15 protein-coding genes and 1 tRNA gene are annotated in these 14,498 nt (G+C 47.7%); 3 read left to right on the top strand and 13 right to left on the bottom strand.

Annotation, left to right across the window (positions count from 1 at the left end; all coding sequences use genetic code 11):
- Positions 1–21: 21 nt before the first annotated feature.
- From QZ310_RS08360 to QZ310_RS08330, 7 genes are all read right to left on the bottom strand, one after another.
- Positions 22–525 (bottom strand): metallophosphoesterase family protein, encoded by a 504-nt coding sequence (locus QZ310_RS08360; RefSeq protein ID WP_297072051.1) that lies wholly within the window; start codon positions 523–525, stop codon positions 22–24.
- Positions 522–2,534, bottom strand: coding sequence for a hypothetical protein (locus QZ310_RS08355; protein WP_297072050.1), 2,013 nt, complete (start codon positions 2,532–2,534; stop codon positions 522–524). The genes QZ310_RS08360 and QZ310_RS08355 overlap by 4 nt, the downstream gene beginning before the upstream one ends.
- A gap of 453 nt (positions 2,535–2,987) precedes the next feature.
- Positions 2,988–3,179: a 30S ribosomal protein S21 gene (rpsU, locus tag QZ310_RS08350; protein WP_107032413.1), complete on the bottom strand. Its 192-nt coding sequence runs from the start codon at positions 3,177–3,179 to the stop codon at positions 2,988–2,990.
- A gap of 191 nt (positions 3,180–3,370) precedes the next feature.
- Positions 3,371–3,444 (bottom strand) — tRNA-Met (locus QZ310_RS08345).
- Between the two features lie 337 nt (positions 3,445–3,781).
- Positions 3,782–5,377, bottom strand: coding sequence for an Ig-like domain-containing protein (locus tag QZ310_RS08340; RefSeq protein ID WP_297072049.1), 1,596 nt, complete (start codon positions 5,375–5,377; stop codon positions 3,782–3,784).
- A gap of 36 nt (positions 5,378–5,413) precedes the next feature.
- Complete coding sequence (locus tag QZ310_RS08335; RefSeq protein ID WP_297072048.1) at positions 5,414–6,151, bottom strand: leucine-rich repeat domain-containing protein; 738 nt, start codon at positions 6,149–6,151, stop codon at positions 5,414–5,416.
- A 15-nt stretch (positions 6,152–6,166) separates the two neighbouring features.
- Complete coding sequence (locus QZ310_RS08330) at positions 6,167–6,910, bottom strand: hypothetical protein (RefSeq protein ID WP_297072047.1); 744 nt, start codon at positions 6,908–6,910, stop codon at positions 6,167–6,169.
- Positions 6,911–7,566: 656 nt separating this feature from the next.
- Between QZ310_RS08330 and QZ310_RS08325 the strand changes: the two genes are divergently transcribed.
- The 3 genes from QZ310_RS08325 (at position 7,567) to smpB (ending at position 9,272) form a co-directional block, all read left to right on the top strand.
- The gene (locus tag QZ310_RS08325; RefSeq protein WP_297072046.1) at positions 7,567–7,779 is read left to right on the top strand and encodes a DUF3791 domain-containing protein; all 213 of its coding nucleotides are present in this window, start codon (positions 7,567–7,569) and stop codon (positions 7,777–7,779) included.
- 291 nt (positions 7,780–8,070) lie between these two features.
- Complete coding sequence (locus tag QZ310_RS08320; protein ID WP_297072045.1) at positions 8,071–8,616, top strand: hypothetical protein; 546 nt, start codon at positions 8,071–8,073, stop codon at positions 8,614–8,616.
- 203 nt (positions 8,617–8,819) lie between these two features.
- Positions 8,820–9,272 (top strand): SsrA-binding protein SmpB, encoded by a 453-nt coding sequence (smpB, locus tag QZ310_RS08315; protein WP_297072044.1) that lies wholly within the window; start codon positions 8,820–8,822, stop codon positions 9,270–9,272.
- Positions 9,273–9,323: 51 nt separating this feature from the next.
- On the opposite strand, the gene QZ310_RS08310 is transcribed toward smpB, so the two are convergent.
- From QZ310_RS08310 to QZ310_RS08285, 6 genes are all read right to left on the bottom strand, one after another.
- Complete coding sequence (locus QZ310_RS08310; protein WP_297072043.1) at positions 9,324–9,869, bottom strand: hypothetical protein; 546 nt, start codon at positions 9,867–9,869, stop codon at positions 9,324–9,326.
- Positions 9,866–10,843, bottom strand: coding sequence for an endonuclease (locus QZ310_RS08305; protein WP_297072042.1), 978 nt, complete (start codon positions 10,841–10,843; stop codon positions 9,866–9,868). Before QZ310_RS08305 ends, QZ310_RS08310 begins: the two co-directional genes overlap by 4 nt.
- Before the next feature lie 103 nt (positions 10,844–10,946).
- Complete coding sequence (lpxA, locus tag QZ310_RS08300) at positions 10,947–11,723, bottom strand: acyl-ACP--UDP-N-acetylglucosamine O-acyltransferase (protein ID WP_297072041.1); 777 nt, start codon at positions 11,721–11,723, stop codon at positions 10,947–10,949.
- A 9-nt stretch (positions 11,724–11,732) separates the two neighbouring features.
- Positions 11,733–13,115 carry a bifunctional UDP-3-O-[3-hydroxymyristoyl] N-acetylglucosamine deacetylase/3-hydroxyacyl-ACP dehydratase gene (locus QZ310_RS08295; protein ID WP_297072040.1) on the bottom strand — a complete coding sequence of 461 codons (1,383 nt, stop codon included), beginning with the start codon at positions 13,113–13,115 and terminating at the stop codon, positions 11,733–11,735.
- A gap of 19 nt (positions 13,116–13,134) precedes the next feature.
- Positions 13,135–14,154, bottom strand: coding sequence for a UDP-3-O-(3-hydroxymyristoyl)glucosamine N-acyltransferase (gene lpxD / locus QZ310_RS08290; RefSeq protein ID WP_297072039.1), 1,020 nt, complete (start codon positions 14,152–14,154; stop codon positions 13,135–13,137).
- Positions 14,155–14,310: 156 nt separating this feature from the next.
- Positions 14,311–14,498 (bottom strand): hypothetical protein (locus QZ310_RS08285; RefSeq protein WP_297072038.1); only part of this gene is annotated, 188 nt, incomplete at its 5' end.

The following is a 14,498-nucleotide window of genomic DNA, read 5'->3' as shown; positions in this document are numbered from 1 at the left end:
ACATATAAACAGTTTTTCGGATCAACCCGATTTTTTCCCGAGTTCGATGACTTCGAGACCGGTGACATGGCCGTTGTCAATGGTGAGGCGGAGAAGGGTGCGTACTTTCTGCCATCCGTGGTAACCGGCCGCCCCCGGATTGACATGCAGCATACCGAGCTCATGGTCGGGTATAACTTTCAGTATGTGGGAATGTCCGCAGACCATCAGATTAACGCGGTTTTCGGCGAGGATGCGTTTCACTCCGGGTGCATATTTCCCGGGATAGCCCCCGATGTGGGTCATCCAGACCCTGACACCCTCTACTTCAAAACATTCCACCTCTTTACAGCGGCGGCACACGTCGCCGTGGTCGATATTGCCACGCACGGCCCTTACGACCGGGGCTACTCCTTCAAGCCGACGGATGATGTCGATGTCGCCGACATCGCCTGCGTGCCATATCTCATCGCAATCCTTGAAGTGGACTGCATAGCGGTCGTCCCAGCATGAATGAGTGTCGGAAAGTATGCCTATCGTTTTCATGAACGTTTCAGAAGAGTTAGTTTATTGAAGAGGATGGTGCCGCCGACGTATGTGAGCCACAGCTTGTTGACCCCCTCGTTGAGATGGATGACTGAAGTGGTCGACGGATAGACATGCACCCAGTCGTTTAGACGGCGCGGGGGGAAGAGCAGTGTAGCGACATCGACACCGTTGACACCGAGCGTACGGATTCCGCAGCGTTCGGAGCCGTTGCTGTAGCCTACGGTGATAAAATAGTCACCCTCGACGGCGACATTGACATAGCACGTGATGCGTGTGTTGTGGCGGGCAGCAAGCTCGATGTAGTTTGTGGCAGTAGCCGGATCCTTTATGAAATGTAACGGCGGACGGCGCGGGGTGATGGACGAGGCGTGAATGCTGATTACCTCATCGTCAGGCAGACAGACATGCGGGGGCGTGGCGTAGCCGCTCGACCCGCGTTCGAGCGTAGGGACAACCGTGACAACCCCACATTCCCCCGGCCTTACATGATAGTTGTCGGTGGAGATTGATTGGGTCATCACCCCGTCAAGATAAATATCATAGTGGAGGAGACGGTCATAGCCGACAATCTTCATGTCGTTGGCCGTTGGCCATTTCACCTCGGGAGTGGGTGGGACTGTGACAGGTTCGAAAATCCTCAGCGGTTTGGCGTTGAGGTCGTTGCCGGAGAGTGTGATGACCACTTTGTGATATCCCTTCATCCCGGCGGGGAGACTGTGGCTGTCGGTGCTGACGGAGTCGACCATGAATGAGGCTATGCGGTCGCCCGTTCCGTTGAGAGATATGTCAAGAACCGCGTCGCGGTAACGCAATCCACGGAGCTGCTTCTCTCCGCCGAACACCTCCGGCACCATAGGCCGGAATTCAAGCCCGGAGGGGGTAGCCTCAATCCCGAAAAGACCTTTCATTACGAGCGACGGCCACAGTGAGGGATAATTCGCATCGAGCGAGAGATTCCACACGGAAGCCATCGAGTGGATGAAAGCGCGCGGGTTGCGCACCTTTGCAGCCGAAAGCCCATAGAGTGCCTGCACAATCGGGCGCAGAGGGGTCGGATTTACGACGTAGGGGTAGACCGACGGTACACCGCTTGCAATCAGCGGAAGCTCGCCGACCATTGCAGCCGACATCTCAGGTGTAGCCGTCCCCGTCAATGCGGCAAGGACGTTGGCTTCGTTGTCGGTCACCGAGGATACTATGGGATAGTAGTCGCCATAGAGATACTGTCCGTAGCGCTGGAGGTCGGGGAGCCAAAGGCGGTCGTTGACAGCTCCGGCAAGCTTATCAGCTTCCATTTCCCACTCGCGCTCGGCATAGAGCTTCAGTTCGCCGGCCATCCGTGAGGCGATTCTGAGCGAATAGGCGCGCATGATGTTGACGGACGCACTGAAGGTCTGGAAACGCGACATCTCATCCATCGAAGCAGGATAGAAAGTCGACTGTTCGGTGACTCCGCGCGGTATTCCGCAATAGAATTCCGAGAGAGCCGAGCGGTTGAGCTTCCATTGCCGCGAGAGCATCCGGGTCAACGCATCGTAAGCTTCGCGCAGCCATGTCCGTGACCCTGTGGCACAATAGACCTCCCACGCGGCTGCAGCCCAATAGGGCGAGAGGGTGGAATAAGGGAAGTCCTCGTTATCGTTCGCGGGGAGCGATGCCAGCGAGCGCAACGCCTGCATCGACTCCTCCGGGCGGAGGAATCCGAGGCTGAGCCATATTTCTTCGGGGGTGAGGAATGAGGGGGATATAACGGCTTTAGCAAACAGCGCATCGGCCATCGGAAGCGTCGAGGTGAACTCGGGAGCAACTGTCGTGCTGTCAGGGAGCGTCCATGCATTGCTTATCTCCCGTGGCGACACCGCACGATAGATTCTGTTGCCCCTCACAATGCTGTCGGGGTATATCTCAAAACCCTCACAACTGAAAATATCCTCCTTCGGAAGCGACACACCGCCACATCCCACCGTCAGAACGGCAAGAAACAGCACCGATATGTATGTCAGCATCCTCATTTTATTATTCCGAGCTGTCTGATTCCCGGGAAACGGAACCACACCTGTAGGGACGCTTTTCAAAGCGTCCGCCACAAAAATACATCAAAAAATCGAATAAAATCAAAACCACACCACCAAAACCGGCTCCACAGCCCCAACCGATCGTTTAAAATATTCATCATGACACACCTTTTATTCATCACGGGACGCCATTTATTCGTTACGGCACGCCATTTATTCATCACAACACGCCATTTTCTATCAGGACGCGGACGCTTTGAAAAGCGTCCCTACAGGGGGCACCGGCATTCCCATAACAACAATAGCGATGAGGAAAGGCTGATGCCAATCCTCATCGCCATTATAGCGTGTATTGTTATCAAATAAATTCGGGTGATGTCCGGGGGATAAACTGCCTCCTTTCGATTGATTTGAAAAATCCGGTTGATGCGGGATGGGCGACGATTATTCCTCGTTGGCGCGGAGCTGCTGAACGTAGACAGCCTTCATCATCTTCTTGCGGTTGGTCACAGAGGGCTTCTGGAAAGCCTGACGTGAACGGAGCTCGCGAACGATGCCGGTTTTTTCAAATTTGCGCTTGAATTTCTTAAGTGCCTTCTCGATGTTCTCACCTTCTTTTACTTGTACGATGATCATTGTGGTTTTTTGATTAATTGGTTTTAGTTAATAATATTGTTGAAAATCAACCGCTTCGCCTGCGCGCGCCACCACTGGGGACACACCTCCGGCATCGGCCGACTGATTTTGCGGGGCAAAATTACGAATTCTTTTTCGAATTTCAAAGAAAAAACGGTCATACTCGCGTGAGTGTGACCGATTTTCTTTTGTAGCGAGACCGAGAATTGAACTCGGGACCTCCGGGTTATGAATCCGACGCTCTAACCAACTGAGCTATCTCGCCATCAAATCTTTTGGATAAGATTCTTTTGCTTTTGCGATTGCAAAGGTACGAACTTTTTCCAATTCTCCAAAACATTTCAACAAAAAGTTATTAACATTTTTATCAACAAACCCACCCACTTTATCAACATTTATACCATATACCATTGATACACACCGTAATTATAAAGTTATTTACATTTCAAAAAGTTATTAACATTGTCAATAACTCTGTAAATTTCCCATATCAAAACAGCGAATCTCTACCCGACAATCATTTAAAGAAAAATGATGGCATGGAACTTTGAACTATTACGAATTCATAGTACCATACCATCAATCCTGTTTTAGAATAAACTTTAATTATTTCCCAATATAACTTTTATTGCCTTTTTATTACTGCGCAATATATACATTCCTCGTGGTAAACGATTCAAATCTTCAGAGTTTATTCCTGAACCTAAGAGGATTCCGGTTACTGTATATAGGTTCCAGTCGTTTTTGGTATCAAGCAAGACATCCTCTATTCCGGAGTAGCCGGACACACGACACTCTCCGATAACTTTACTATCATCCAATGCTCTTGCTTCAATGACTGCATCACCACTGCCAACGATTTTCAACATCCCGTTTCCATCAACAACAGCAACAGATGTGTCAGACGAATACCATGCAACTCTTTTATCTGTGGCGTTTTCAGGATATACTATTGCCGTCAATTGAATGGAGCTGCCCTCCAATGCACACACTTCAGCCGGATCTACTTCAATTCTATTGATTTTCTGAGCATCCACCAGAAACTCACATGTGGCAGTTTTTCCATTGGATGCTATTGCTGTGACAAACGCATGTCCAATACCAACAGCGGTCACCATACCGTCTTTAACAACTACTATATTTTCATCAGAAGATCTCCATTCCAAACTCTTATCATAGACATCAGAAGGGGTAAATTTCGCTTCCAAATAAATACTTTCCCCTATTTTCATCATTTTAAAAGTAGGCTGGAGCATGAGCTTATCAACTTCTACTATTTTCATGAAACCACGCAACGGCATCAATGCGGCACCTTCACAGTATGTCGTTTTCAACAAGTCATCCGTAAAATATATGCAATGCGTATCAACAGCAGTGGTATTGTAGACCCCGGCGCATAGATAAAATCCTTGTGTTTCATTTGCCTTCCCGTCATATATAGCCGGTAATGACAAACCAAAATCTGTATGCAGAACTCCTCCTCTCACAATCGGCTCATATCCCAATACAGCGACCATATCTTTAATAGTAGGAACATAATATGTGGTTGGGAATGGGTTATAGCCTATTCTAAAATAAACAGAGTTACCATACTTATCACGATGCGAACACAACATCATCGGATTTGCAGGAGTTGGCATTTTTGATTCCTTATAAAAGCCATATCCGGGTGCAACATACCAACCGTCAGGAACTGAGGGAGTGGAGGTTATAATGTAATCAGAATACTTCGGACCGGGAAATGGAAATGGACAACCCGGAGTATAACTTAACCCGTATGAATCCACGCTATAGGGATTTGCATTTGTCGCACCCAAGTTCCTATCCATTACGTTATATCCATCCTTTTCATAACATTTCGGTCGGTCAGTCGACCATATATGCCATGACCATAATATAGTATTGCTTTTATCCACAATACTTATCATGGCATTCCCTTTCTGAAAGAATGTTTTCGTGAAGTATACCGTACCGTCAGATAATTTCACGTCAACGATATCCTTTTCACCAAGCTCGTTCCACAGTATAAATGCATCAGCAGCTTCAGGGTAATCATCTACAGCAAAACAATAATCGCCAATTTCTGAAATTATATAACTGTTCGCTATATGCTTCTCACTAAGGTTAATTACCGAACCTGCAAATGCATAAAATACATTCCACATTAAAAATATGGACAGGATAAATAATTTATTCATACATTCAATACTTTAAATTTTATCTCTTATGTTAATTTATGGATTATAGTCCGCAACTATATTTTCAAAATTGGACCAAACTGCAGCCTGTTTTATCCACTCGTAATTTTCTTTTGTCACATGAAGAGTAGCTGTATATGAAGTAAATACGGAACTAACTAATTGTCCTGAAATAACTGTAAACTGACATTTTGGCATTCCTGACACATAAATATCTGTTAATGAATCACATTCATAAAATGCTGAACCTCGTATTTCTTTAACTGTACCAGGTATAACTATTTGCATTAACGAAGTACATCTGGAAAAAGCATGATCTCCTATCCGAACCAATTCTTTTGGCCAACTTATTTTTTTCAAATTTATACAGGAGCCAAAGGCGTACCAGTCATCAATCGTGGTTATTGTATTAGGCAGATTAATCTCTGTCATATTTTCACAATCATAAAACGCTTGTTTTCCTACCACTCTTGTATTATATGAAGTGCCATTTAACACTACTGTAGCATAAGGTGTGACTATTGAGCCAATCTCAATTGGATCATAACCCACAATTTCAAGATGGGAATCAACGATCTTGTACTTCACATAGTCAAGATAAAATGATGTTTCATCAATTGACGAGAACGACACTCCAGTAGATGTCGTACCGTTTGCATTGATTGTTACTTTTGAATTGTTGTCACTCTGATTTCCATTGCCCGGTTCATCATTTTTTGAACAAGAGAACAACGACATGGCCAATGCCATGCACAGTAAAAATTTAAATTTCATAATGATTGTTTTTTATTATTTAATTGGTTTTTCGCTTATTGTTGAACCCTGAATATTTGCGTTTGGAAAACGTTTGGACAGCATATTCCGAATCGGTATATGGATTGGTTGTGGTATGAATGGAGACAATGTTATCCCTGTAATTAATTTTTCGGAGTCAACCTTTAAATTGACTGCTTCTTTTGGTAGCTCACCATTCTTAGGCAAGATGTAAATACGGAGCTCTTTTTCAGGGCTGTAACATGGGTTTTTCGTAAACATATCCCTCACTACATCATATCTCCAAACCACTTTTTCATATTTTACAGTTCCGATATATAAATTATAACCATCGAGTTTCATGCTTTCAACTATCTGTCCGATGGTTGTAGAAATGCGCACTCCCGTATAACCGGAAGTAAAGGCCTTCCACATTGCATGAAGTTCGCTACTACGTTTTGTAAAACACGTTGTAAGGAATTCTGCCGATTGCTTTTTTAGTATCTCATTTAAATTACGCTCGTCGCTTTTCTTATAATTTTCATCATCATTTTCAGAATAAAATTCTCTTAGCATACCAACAGTAGATTCATGCCTGTCGCTAAAATCCATTCGCCGTTGCACCTTAAAATTCCCATTTCCAATATCTATAAGTGCAGATAAATCAATATACTTATATATTCTGGTAGAAAAGTTGATTCCATTTCTTTTCAAACCATATACATTCGGTGCTATCTCTTCGAATAGTTTTTTATCTTTGACATAGTTTATAAAATACATAGCTGCCACTCAGATATTCTCCATCCCCCAAGAGTCAATTGTTCAAGTTTTGACATGAAAAAAGGTGTGAGGAATGTATCTTGTTTTATCCGGTTCTCAGGTCTTGGTCTACCTACTGCATGGATAAAACAATAGCCCCACACCGATACAGCTATATAGCGTCCACTTTAGCAGACGGATATAAGCAGTCGATGCAGGTGCTATTGCCAATCTCACCTTCATGCAGTTCTTCAGACGACCAAGTTTGAGAAACCGAAGATAAAATTTCAATAACACCTTTTTTATTAAAATGTTGAATCAAATTACACGCAACTCCATGCGCTGAATTTCTGATTCAATGCAAAGATAATAAAAAGTTTGTTATTGATGTATGGGGCATATTAAGAAAATATGATTTTTCTCAATATGCCTCTTTAAACAATCGCAAATCTGCAAAATAAGGTCAGTGTCAATATGTTTATAAACATGTCAAGTGCCAATCTCAAATTTTCTTCATAACTTTGTAATTGACAAGGTCAGAATGGAAATGGCCTGATAAAAATAACTAAATGATATAAGCCGACAGTTGGAAGCAATTTTGAAAGTTTCCTATCTGCTGTCCCAAGCGTTTTACGATTACAAAATCCGCTCTTGACATAAAAGAAAATCAGACCTACATGGATAAGAAAACTCTTGAATTTGTCACCTACTGCATCAGCAAGCTCTCTGACCATCTTAAGATGCCGCAGACCGAAGTGTACCGCCGGCTCCATGAGTCAGGAATACTCTACAACTATATAGTCCCATCATACGACGTCCTCCATACTTTCAGTGCCCGCTATCTGATGGAGGATATAACTGACTTTATGCGGGAGGAAGGGGTGCTTTAGGCTATATGGTTGTGTCTATCAATCAACTGTCCAATAAGCTCTTCTGTTTCTTATGCCCTTTTGGACTTTTGTATCAATTAGAGTGCATTTTTGATGGGGATTGATTTTTCTTGGGTCAGGGTGCCGGTGTTTTCGCGGATTCTGTGTAATTTTGCAGAGTTTTAGCCCCTGTTTTGCGGGTTTAGTTGTTATTAATTCATTCGGCAACCAACGCCGGTGTCCTTTCGGTCATTAGTGTCAGGCAAGAAATTGACATTCATGACCGGTCAAACCATTGTCAACCACACTATTATGAAGCGCTATCTCAAACATCTCTTTCAACTGATTCTCTCACCGGGCAACGGATGGGAGGATATAGGCAAGGCTGATGATCCGACGCGCGACATAGCAGTCAACGGCTACTATCCGCTGATCGCTCTGACGGCTGTCAGCGTCTACATGCAGGGGGTCTACCACCACGTTGATTTCCTCGTGCTTTTCATGAGGATGATAGTGACTTTCCTTGTCTACTTCGTGGCCTATTTCTTCGGGGTCTTTGCCCTCTCGCTCTTCGCGGAGCCTACCCTCGAAAAACGCTACAACGAGAAGAAAGCCCATACGTTTGTCCTCTACACGCTCGGACTTCTCGCGCTGATTTCGTTCATTATCAACGTCCTCCCCATCACTTCCGCCATGCTTTTCTTCCTGCCGTTCTATGTGGCACTTATCGAATGGAAAGGTTGCACCTACATGGGAGTGAAGCCTGAACGGATAGGCATTTTCATGATAATCGCCATTCTCGGTGTCCTCATGCCGCCATATCTCTTCTATTTCCTCTTCTCCCTCGTGATAGGATGAGAGAGCACTGCGTGCTCTAAGTATCAAGGGTTAAGGACTAAGTATAAAGTGGGTATTGGTGATTGGTGGACAGTCCCGGTAACTTATAAGCCTGAACCGGTCAGACCTAAAACTGACAACTCTCAACTCAAAACCCACAACTCCCCCCAACTCTCAACTCACAACTAAAAACTAAAAACTCACAACTCTCCCCCCTAAAAACTATGATTTCAAAAGATATAAATATAAAAAACAAACGCGCCACCTACGACTATGCCATAGGTGATACTTTCACGGCAGGTATAGTGCTGACCGGTACTGAGATAAAGTCGATACGTCAAGGCAAAGCCTCGCTTGCCGACACATTCTGCTATGTCGATAAGGGTGAAGTTTGGGTCAAGAACATGTATATCGCCGAATATTTCTACGGCACATACAACAACCACGTCGCCCGACGCGACCGCAAGCTCCTGCTCAACAAGAAGGAGATTGCCAAACTCGAAAAGAACGGCAAGGAGACCGGATTCACCATCATACCCCTCCGACTCTTCATCAACGACCGCGGACTGGCAAAACTCGTCATCGGAGTGGCACGCGGTAAGAAGGAATACGACAAGCGACAGTCAATCAAGGAACGCGAGGACAAGGTCACTATGGCCCGAATGATGCAGAAGTAGCCCACCGGCCTACATTCTGTATCCGGATCGCGACATTCCCGGACAAACATATTACGGCAGAACGAGGATATGGTTCTTATCATCCTCGTCGACCGCATGATACCAGACCGCTTCGGCGGTCTGTTTTTTCATCCTCACGCTTTTGAGTCTTACGGCTGACCCATTGACAGCCAAACGAGCCTCAGGAATAAGCGAATCGGGCTGAATGTCGGCGGGTGTGAACTCCACACGCTCCCCTCCGTCAAGATCGATGAGCTCACGACGGCCATCAGCATGAACCTTGGCAAGCACACCTCCACGGTCGAAACGGAGAGTCAATCCACTCCCCTTGTAACGCACACACGCATCGGGCAACTCAGATGTGAAATCATAATCCTTGTCCGATGGCCCCGGACGATTCTCTTCGCCGGGAGGAGTCGGTTTGTCGTCATCGCGCCCGCCATTCTCCTCCTTTTCGGGCTCACGGCGCACATTGTCAGAACCTCTGTCACACCCGCTGAGACAAAGCCCTGCAAGGAGCAGGCAAAGCACCATCGGACGACGGAAATAGCGCGCCAAATACACAACTACAGCCTTTATATTACCAATCCCTCTCATCTGTCAAGAATTTTGATTAACACGATGCCTTTTTCACCGGTCGAACGCGACGTGTAGGAAAGCCGATGCTTCCCTTTGCCTAAATCAGTCGCAGGAACTGAGGTTGAAGCTGTAGGGAGTCCGTCAATCATCCACTCCGCGTCAGCAGGCACTTCCGGAGAATAGAGGTCGACACGATCGGTGGCCAGACTGTAGGTCGAACGCAATGGCTGTGGTTCACCTTCGACAATGAAACTGTCGTCCTTATGCGTACCCCAGATGTATTCAGCCAGTTCCGGATAGTCGACAAATGGATTCCGGTTGCCTTGCAAAGCCTCGCCCCTCTCATTCTTCTCGCGCTCCTGTTGGGACGCAGGATATGTTCTGTGCCAGTCAAGCAGGAGGCTAAGGGCATAGTCGGTCAATCCGGGGTAAGCTTTGGTGGTCATCATCACAAAGCCACGCGGAGTCCATAGCGAAACATGATAGACGGCAGCCATGTAGAAGAAAGCTCTTGCCAACTCCCCTCGCAGAGCCTCCGGTGGTGAATAGAGGTCGGTCTCCACACCGTAGATGATTCCCTGTCCGGCGCTCCACCATTGATTAGAGAACACTGGGGTCGTGACCGTGCCCGGGACCAACTCCCGGCGGTTGCGCGCCGTCCCGTCTGTGAGCGGAAGAAGATTGTAAATGTCACCGCTGACCATCGCACCGTATGTGTTCTTCGAATTGTCCCACCATTCCGACGGCACAAGGCAATTCCATGAATAACCGTCGGGAAGTTTCCCGGCGCATACCGCGATGTCAGTACCGGAAAACTCATCTCTCATATTGAAGTCAAGTTTACTTTTGTCAGCCACTGTGACCGGACGAGAGGCGGCGGCCACACCCTGCAGCAGAGCCTCACCGCTTTTACCGTTAAAGGGCACTTCGGCCACCGTAAGGGTGGAAGCCGAAGCGCCCAATAGCATTATCAGAGAGACTGTATGTCTCATGGGGAATCTTTATGTTTGTGAGGTAGAGATTGAAACGGAGAGAGACAGGTGAAGCCCGGAACACGTCCGGAAAGCACCGGTCGGGAGGAAAGGGAACGGCTATTTAGACATAACCGCGGACGATGCCACGCTTCGAGTTGCGCACGAAGAGGATGATTTCATCGCGCTCCTTGGTGGCAGGCAGTTCGGCTTCGATACGCTCTACGGCATCGGAGTTGTTGAGTCCCGAAAGGTAGAGGTAACGGTAAGTCTCCTGAATGTCGCGGATGGTTTCGTTGGAGAAACCGCGACGACGGAGGCCGATGGAGTTGACACCGGCGTAGGCGATAGGCTCGCGACCGGCCTTGACGTAAGGAGGAATGTCCTTGTTGACAAGCGCACCCCCCTGGAGCATCACATGAGGACCGATGTGACAGAATTGATGGATGAGAGCACCGCCACCGATGACAGCGAAATCGTCGATAACGACTTCACCGGCACACTGCACGGCGTTGGACATAATCACGTTGTCACCGACCACGCAGTCGTGGGCCACATGGCAGTAAGCCATGATGAGACAGTTGCTGCCGACCACGGTCTTGCCCTTGGAAGCAGTACCGCGATGGATGGTCACACATTCGCGGATTACGGTGTTGTCGCCGATGATGGCAACAGATTCCTCGCCACGGAACTTGAGGTCCTGAGGAGGACCGGAAATCACGGCACCGGGGAAAATTGTACAGTTTTTGCCGATACGCGCACCTTCCATGATTGTAACATTGGAGCCGATGCGTGTGCCCTCGCCAATCTCAACGTTCTGGTCAATGGTCACAAAAGGATCAATCACCACGCTGGGATGAATCTTGGCAGCGGGATGGACGTATGCTAAAGGTTGTTTCATGTCTTATTGTTATTTATTCTTGATAATCTGGGCCATGAACTCACATTCGGTGACAATCTTCTCACCGACGAAAGCGTAGCCCTTCATCATGGCACAGCCGCGACGCAGCTCAGTCATGAACGATACGTGGAAAATCAGGGTGTCGCCGGGAACCACTTTCTGACGGAACTTCACGTTGTCAATCTTCATGAAGTAGGTCGAATAGCGTTCAGGTTCGTCAAGGCCGCTGAGCACAAGCAGACCACCGGTCTGTGCCATAGCCTCGACCTGAAGCACACCGGGGAGCACAGGCTCCTGAGGGAAGTGGCCCTGGAAGAAGGGTTCGTTGGCAGTGATGTTCTTCACACCGACGATATAGTTTGTACCCTTCTCGATGATTTTGTCGACGAGAAGGAAGGGATAGCGGTGGGGGATGAGTTCGCGGATGCGGTTGTTGTCCATCAGCGGCTCCTTGTTAGGATTATAGACGGGAGCCTGCACTTCCTGATGCTTGATTTCGCGACGGATTTTCTTGGCGAAGGTGGTGTTGATGGAGTGACCGGGGCGGGTTGCGATGACGCGGCCCTTGAGGGGACGGCCGATAAGGGCGATGTCGCCGATGAGATCGAGAAGCTTATGGCGGGCCGGCTCGTTCTCGTAGGTGAGAGGCGAATCATTGATATAGCCGAATTCGCTCACGTCCTTGCGGGGAACATTCATGAGATCTGCCAGACGGTCAAGCTCGGTCTGCTCCATGGGGGTGTCGTAAATGACGATTGCATTGTCGAGGTCACCACCCTTGATGAGATTGCCCTTTACGAGAGGTTCGATCTCTCGCACGAAGACGAATGTGCGACACGAAGCGATTTCGTCGCCGAAGTGATCCATCGTATCGAGGGTTGCGAACTGATTGTTGAGCACAACCGAATTGAAATCAATCTTCACATCAGCCGAGAATTCGTCGTCGGGAAGCACGAGGATTGACGAACCGGTAGCTTCGTCGCGGACCTCGATTTTTGATTTGATATAGAAGAAATCCTTGTCAGCTTTCTGGTCCTGAAGTCCCACGCGCGCAATCTCTTCGCAATAGAAGCGCGCGCTGCCGTCAAGGATGGGAAGTTCCGGGGCATTTACTTCGATGAGCACGTTGTCGACTCCGGCAGCGTAGAGAGCAGCCATGGCATGTTCGATTGTCGACACTTTTGCGTCACCTTTTGCAATGACGGTGCCACGGTTTGTGGCAACGACATTCTCGGCGAGAGCATCAATCACAGGCTCTCCCTCAAGATCGACACGCTTGAACTTGTAGCCATGATTCTCAGGCGCGGGGAGGAAGCGTGCTGTAATTTCAAGGCCTGTATGAAGGCCCTTGCCGGTGAGGGTAAACTCGCCGTTTAATGTCTTCTGGTTCATATTCACTTATAATGTTGGCTTATTTTATCTTTTTTTCAAGCTCCTTCACGCGGTCATAGAGCGATCCGAGCTTCTTGACATATACAAGACCTCGCGCATACTCACCCATATCGACGGCAGGCGAGCCCATCACACGTTCTCCGGGCTTGGTAGCCTTGCTGACACCGCTCTGGGCACCAATCTGGGTTCCGTCGGCAACGGAAATATGGCCAACGAAGCCGACCTGGCCTCCGACCATGCACTGCGCACCGATTTTTGCAGAACCTGCGACCCCGACCTGTGCAGCCATGACAGTGTTAGCACCAACCGAACAGTTGTGGGCAATCTGGATAAGATTGTCGAGCTTCACACCCTTGCAGATGCGTGTCGCACCCATCATCGCACGGTCGATAGTGGTGTTGGCTCCAATTTCGACATCGTCCTCAATCTCGACATTGCCGGTCTGGGGTATCTTCTCATATCCGCCGTCGACGGGGGCAAAACCAAAACCGTCGGCACCGATGACAGCACCCGAATGGATGATGCAACGCTTGCCGACCTTACAGCCTTGATAAATCTTCACACCTGCGTAGAGAATAGTGCCTTCGCCAATCTCACATCCGTCGCCGACGTATGTCTGCGGATAGATTTTCACACCGGGTGCGAGCTTCACACCCTTGCCGATATAAGCGAAAGCTCCGACGTAGGCATCCTCAGGCACTTCCACACCTTCAGAAATGAAAGCAGGCGATTCAATGCCCACCTTCTCGACCTTGGTCATCTGCGTAACCATTTCCAAAAGATGAGCGACAGTCGCGTATGGGTCATCCACACGAATCAAGGTAGCCTTGACAGGATGCTCGGCTACGAAATCACGTTTCACCAGCACTACTGATGAATCTGTGGAATAGATATGATGGGTGTATTTGGGATTAGCCAAGAATGACAGAGCGCCGGGGTGGCCCTCTTCAATTCGGGCAAATGTGCTGACTTTTACATTTTCATCACCTTCAACCGTTCCGTTGACAATAGCCGCGAGTTGTGACGCAGTGAGTTCCATGTATGCGAGGTTAAATTTCTTTTTAAGGGTAAATATAGAATGGCTAAAATAGTCATTTCCATGCAAAATTACAATAAAAATATGTAACCTCAAACAAAACGCGGTAAATAAGACTTTTTCGTCCGTATAAAGAAGGTGAAAGTTAGTGAGTGAGCATTAATAAAATTCGGTTTGCTGCGCATAAATCAATTTGCCACCTCTTTTGGCACAGACACCGGAGGGGGATCCTGCAAGGGCCGGGGTGGATACAAAAGATTTGGCCGGATACAAAAAAAAGACCGGAGCTGAAATGCTTTCGCATTTCAGCTCCGGTCGGTAGAGGGGGCGGTTATCTACTTTCCCAC

Source organism: uncultured Duncaniella sp. (assembly GCF_910577345.1).
Classification (GTDB): domain Bacteria; phylum Bacteroidota; class Bacteroidia; order Bacteroidales; family Muribaculaceae; genus Duncaniella.
The sequence above is the reverse complement of the archived record's forward strand: the minus strand, read 5'-3'. Positions and strand labels throughout refer to the sequence as shown.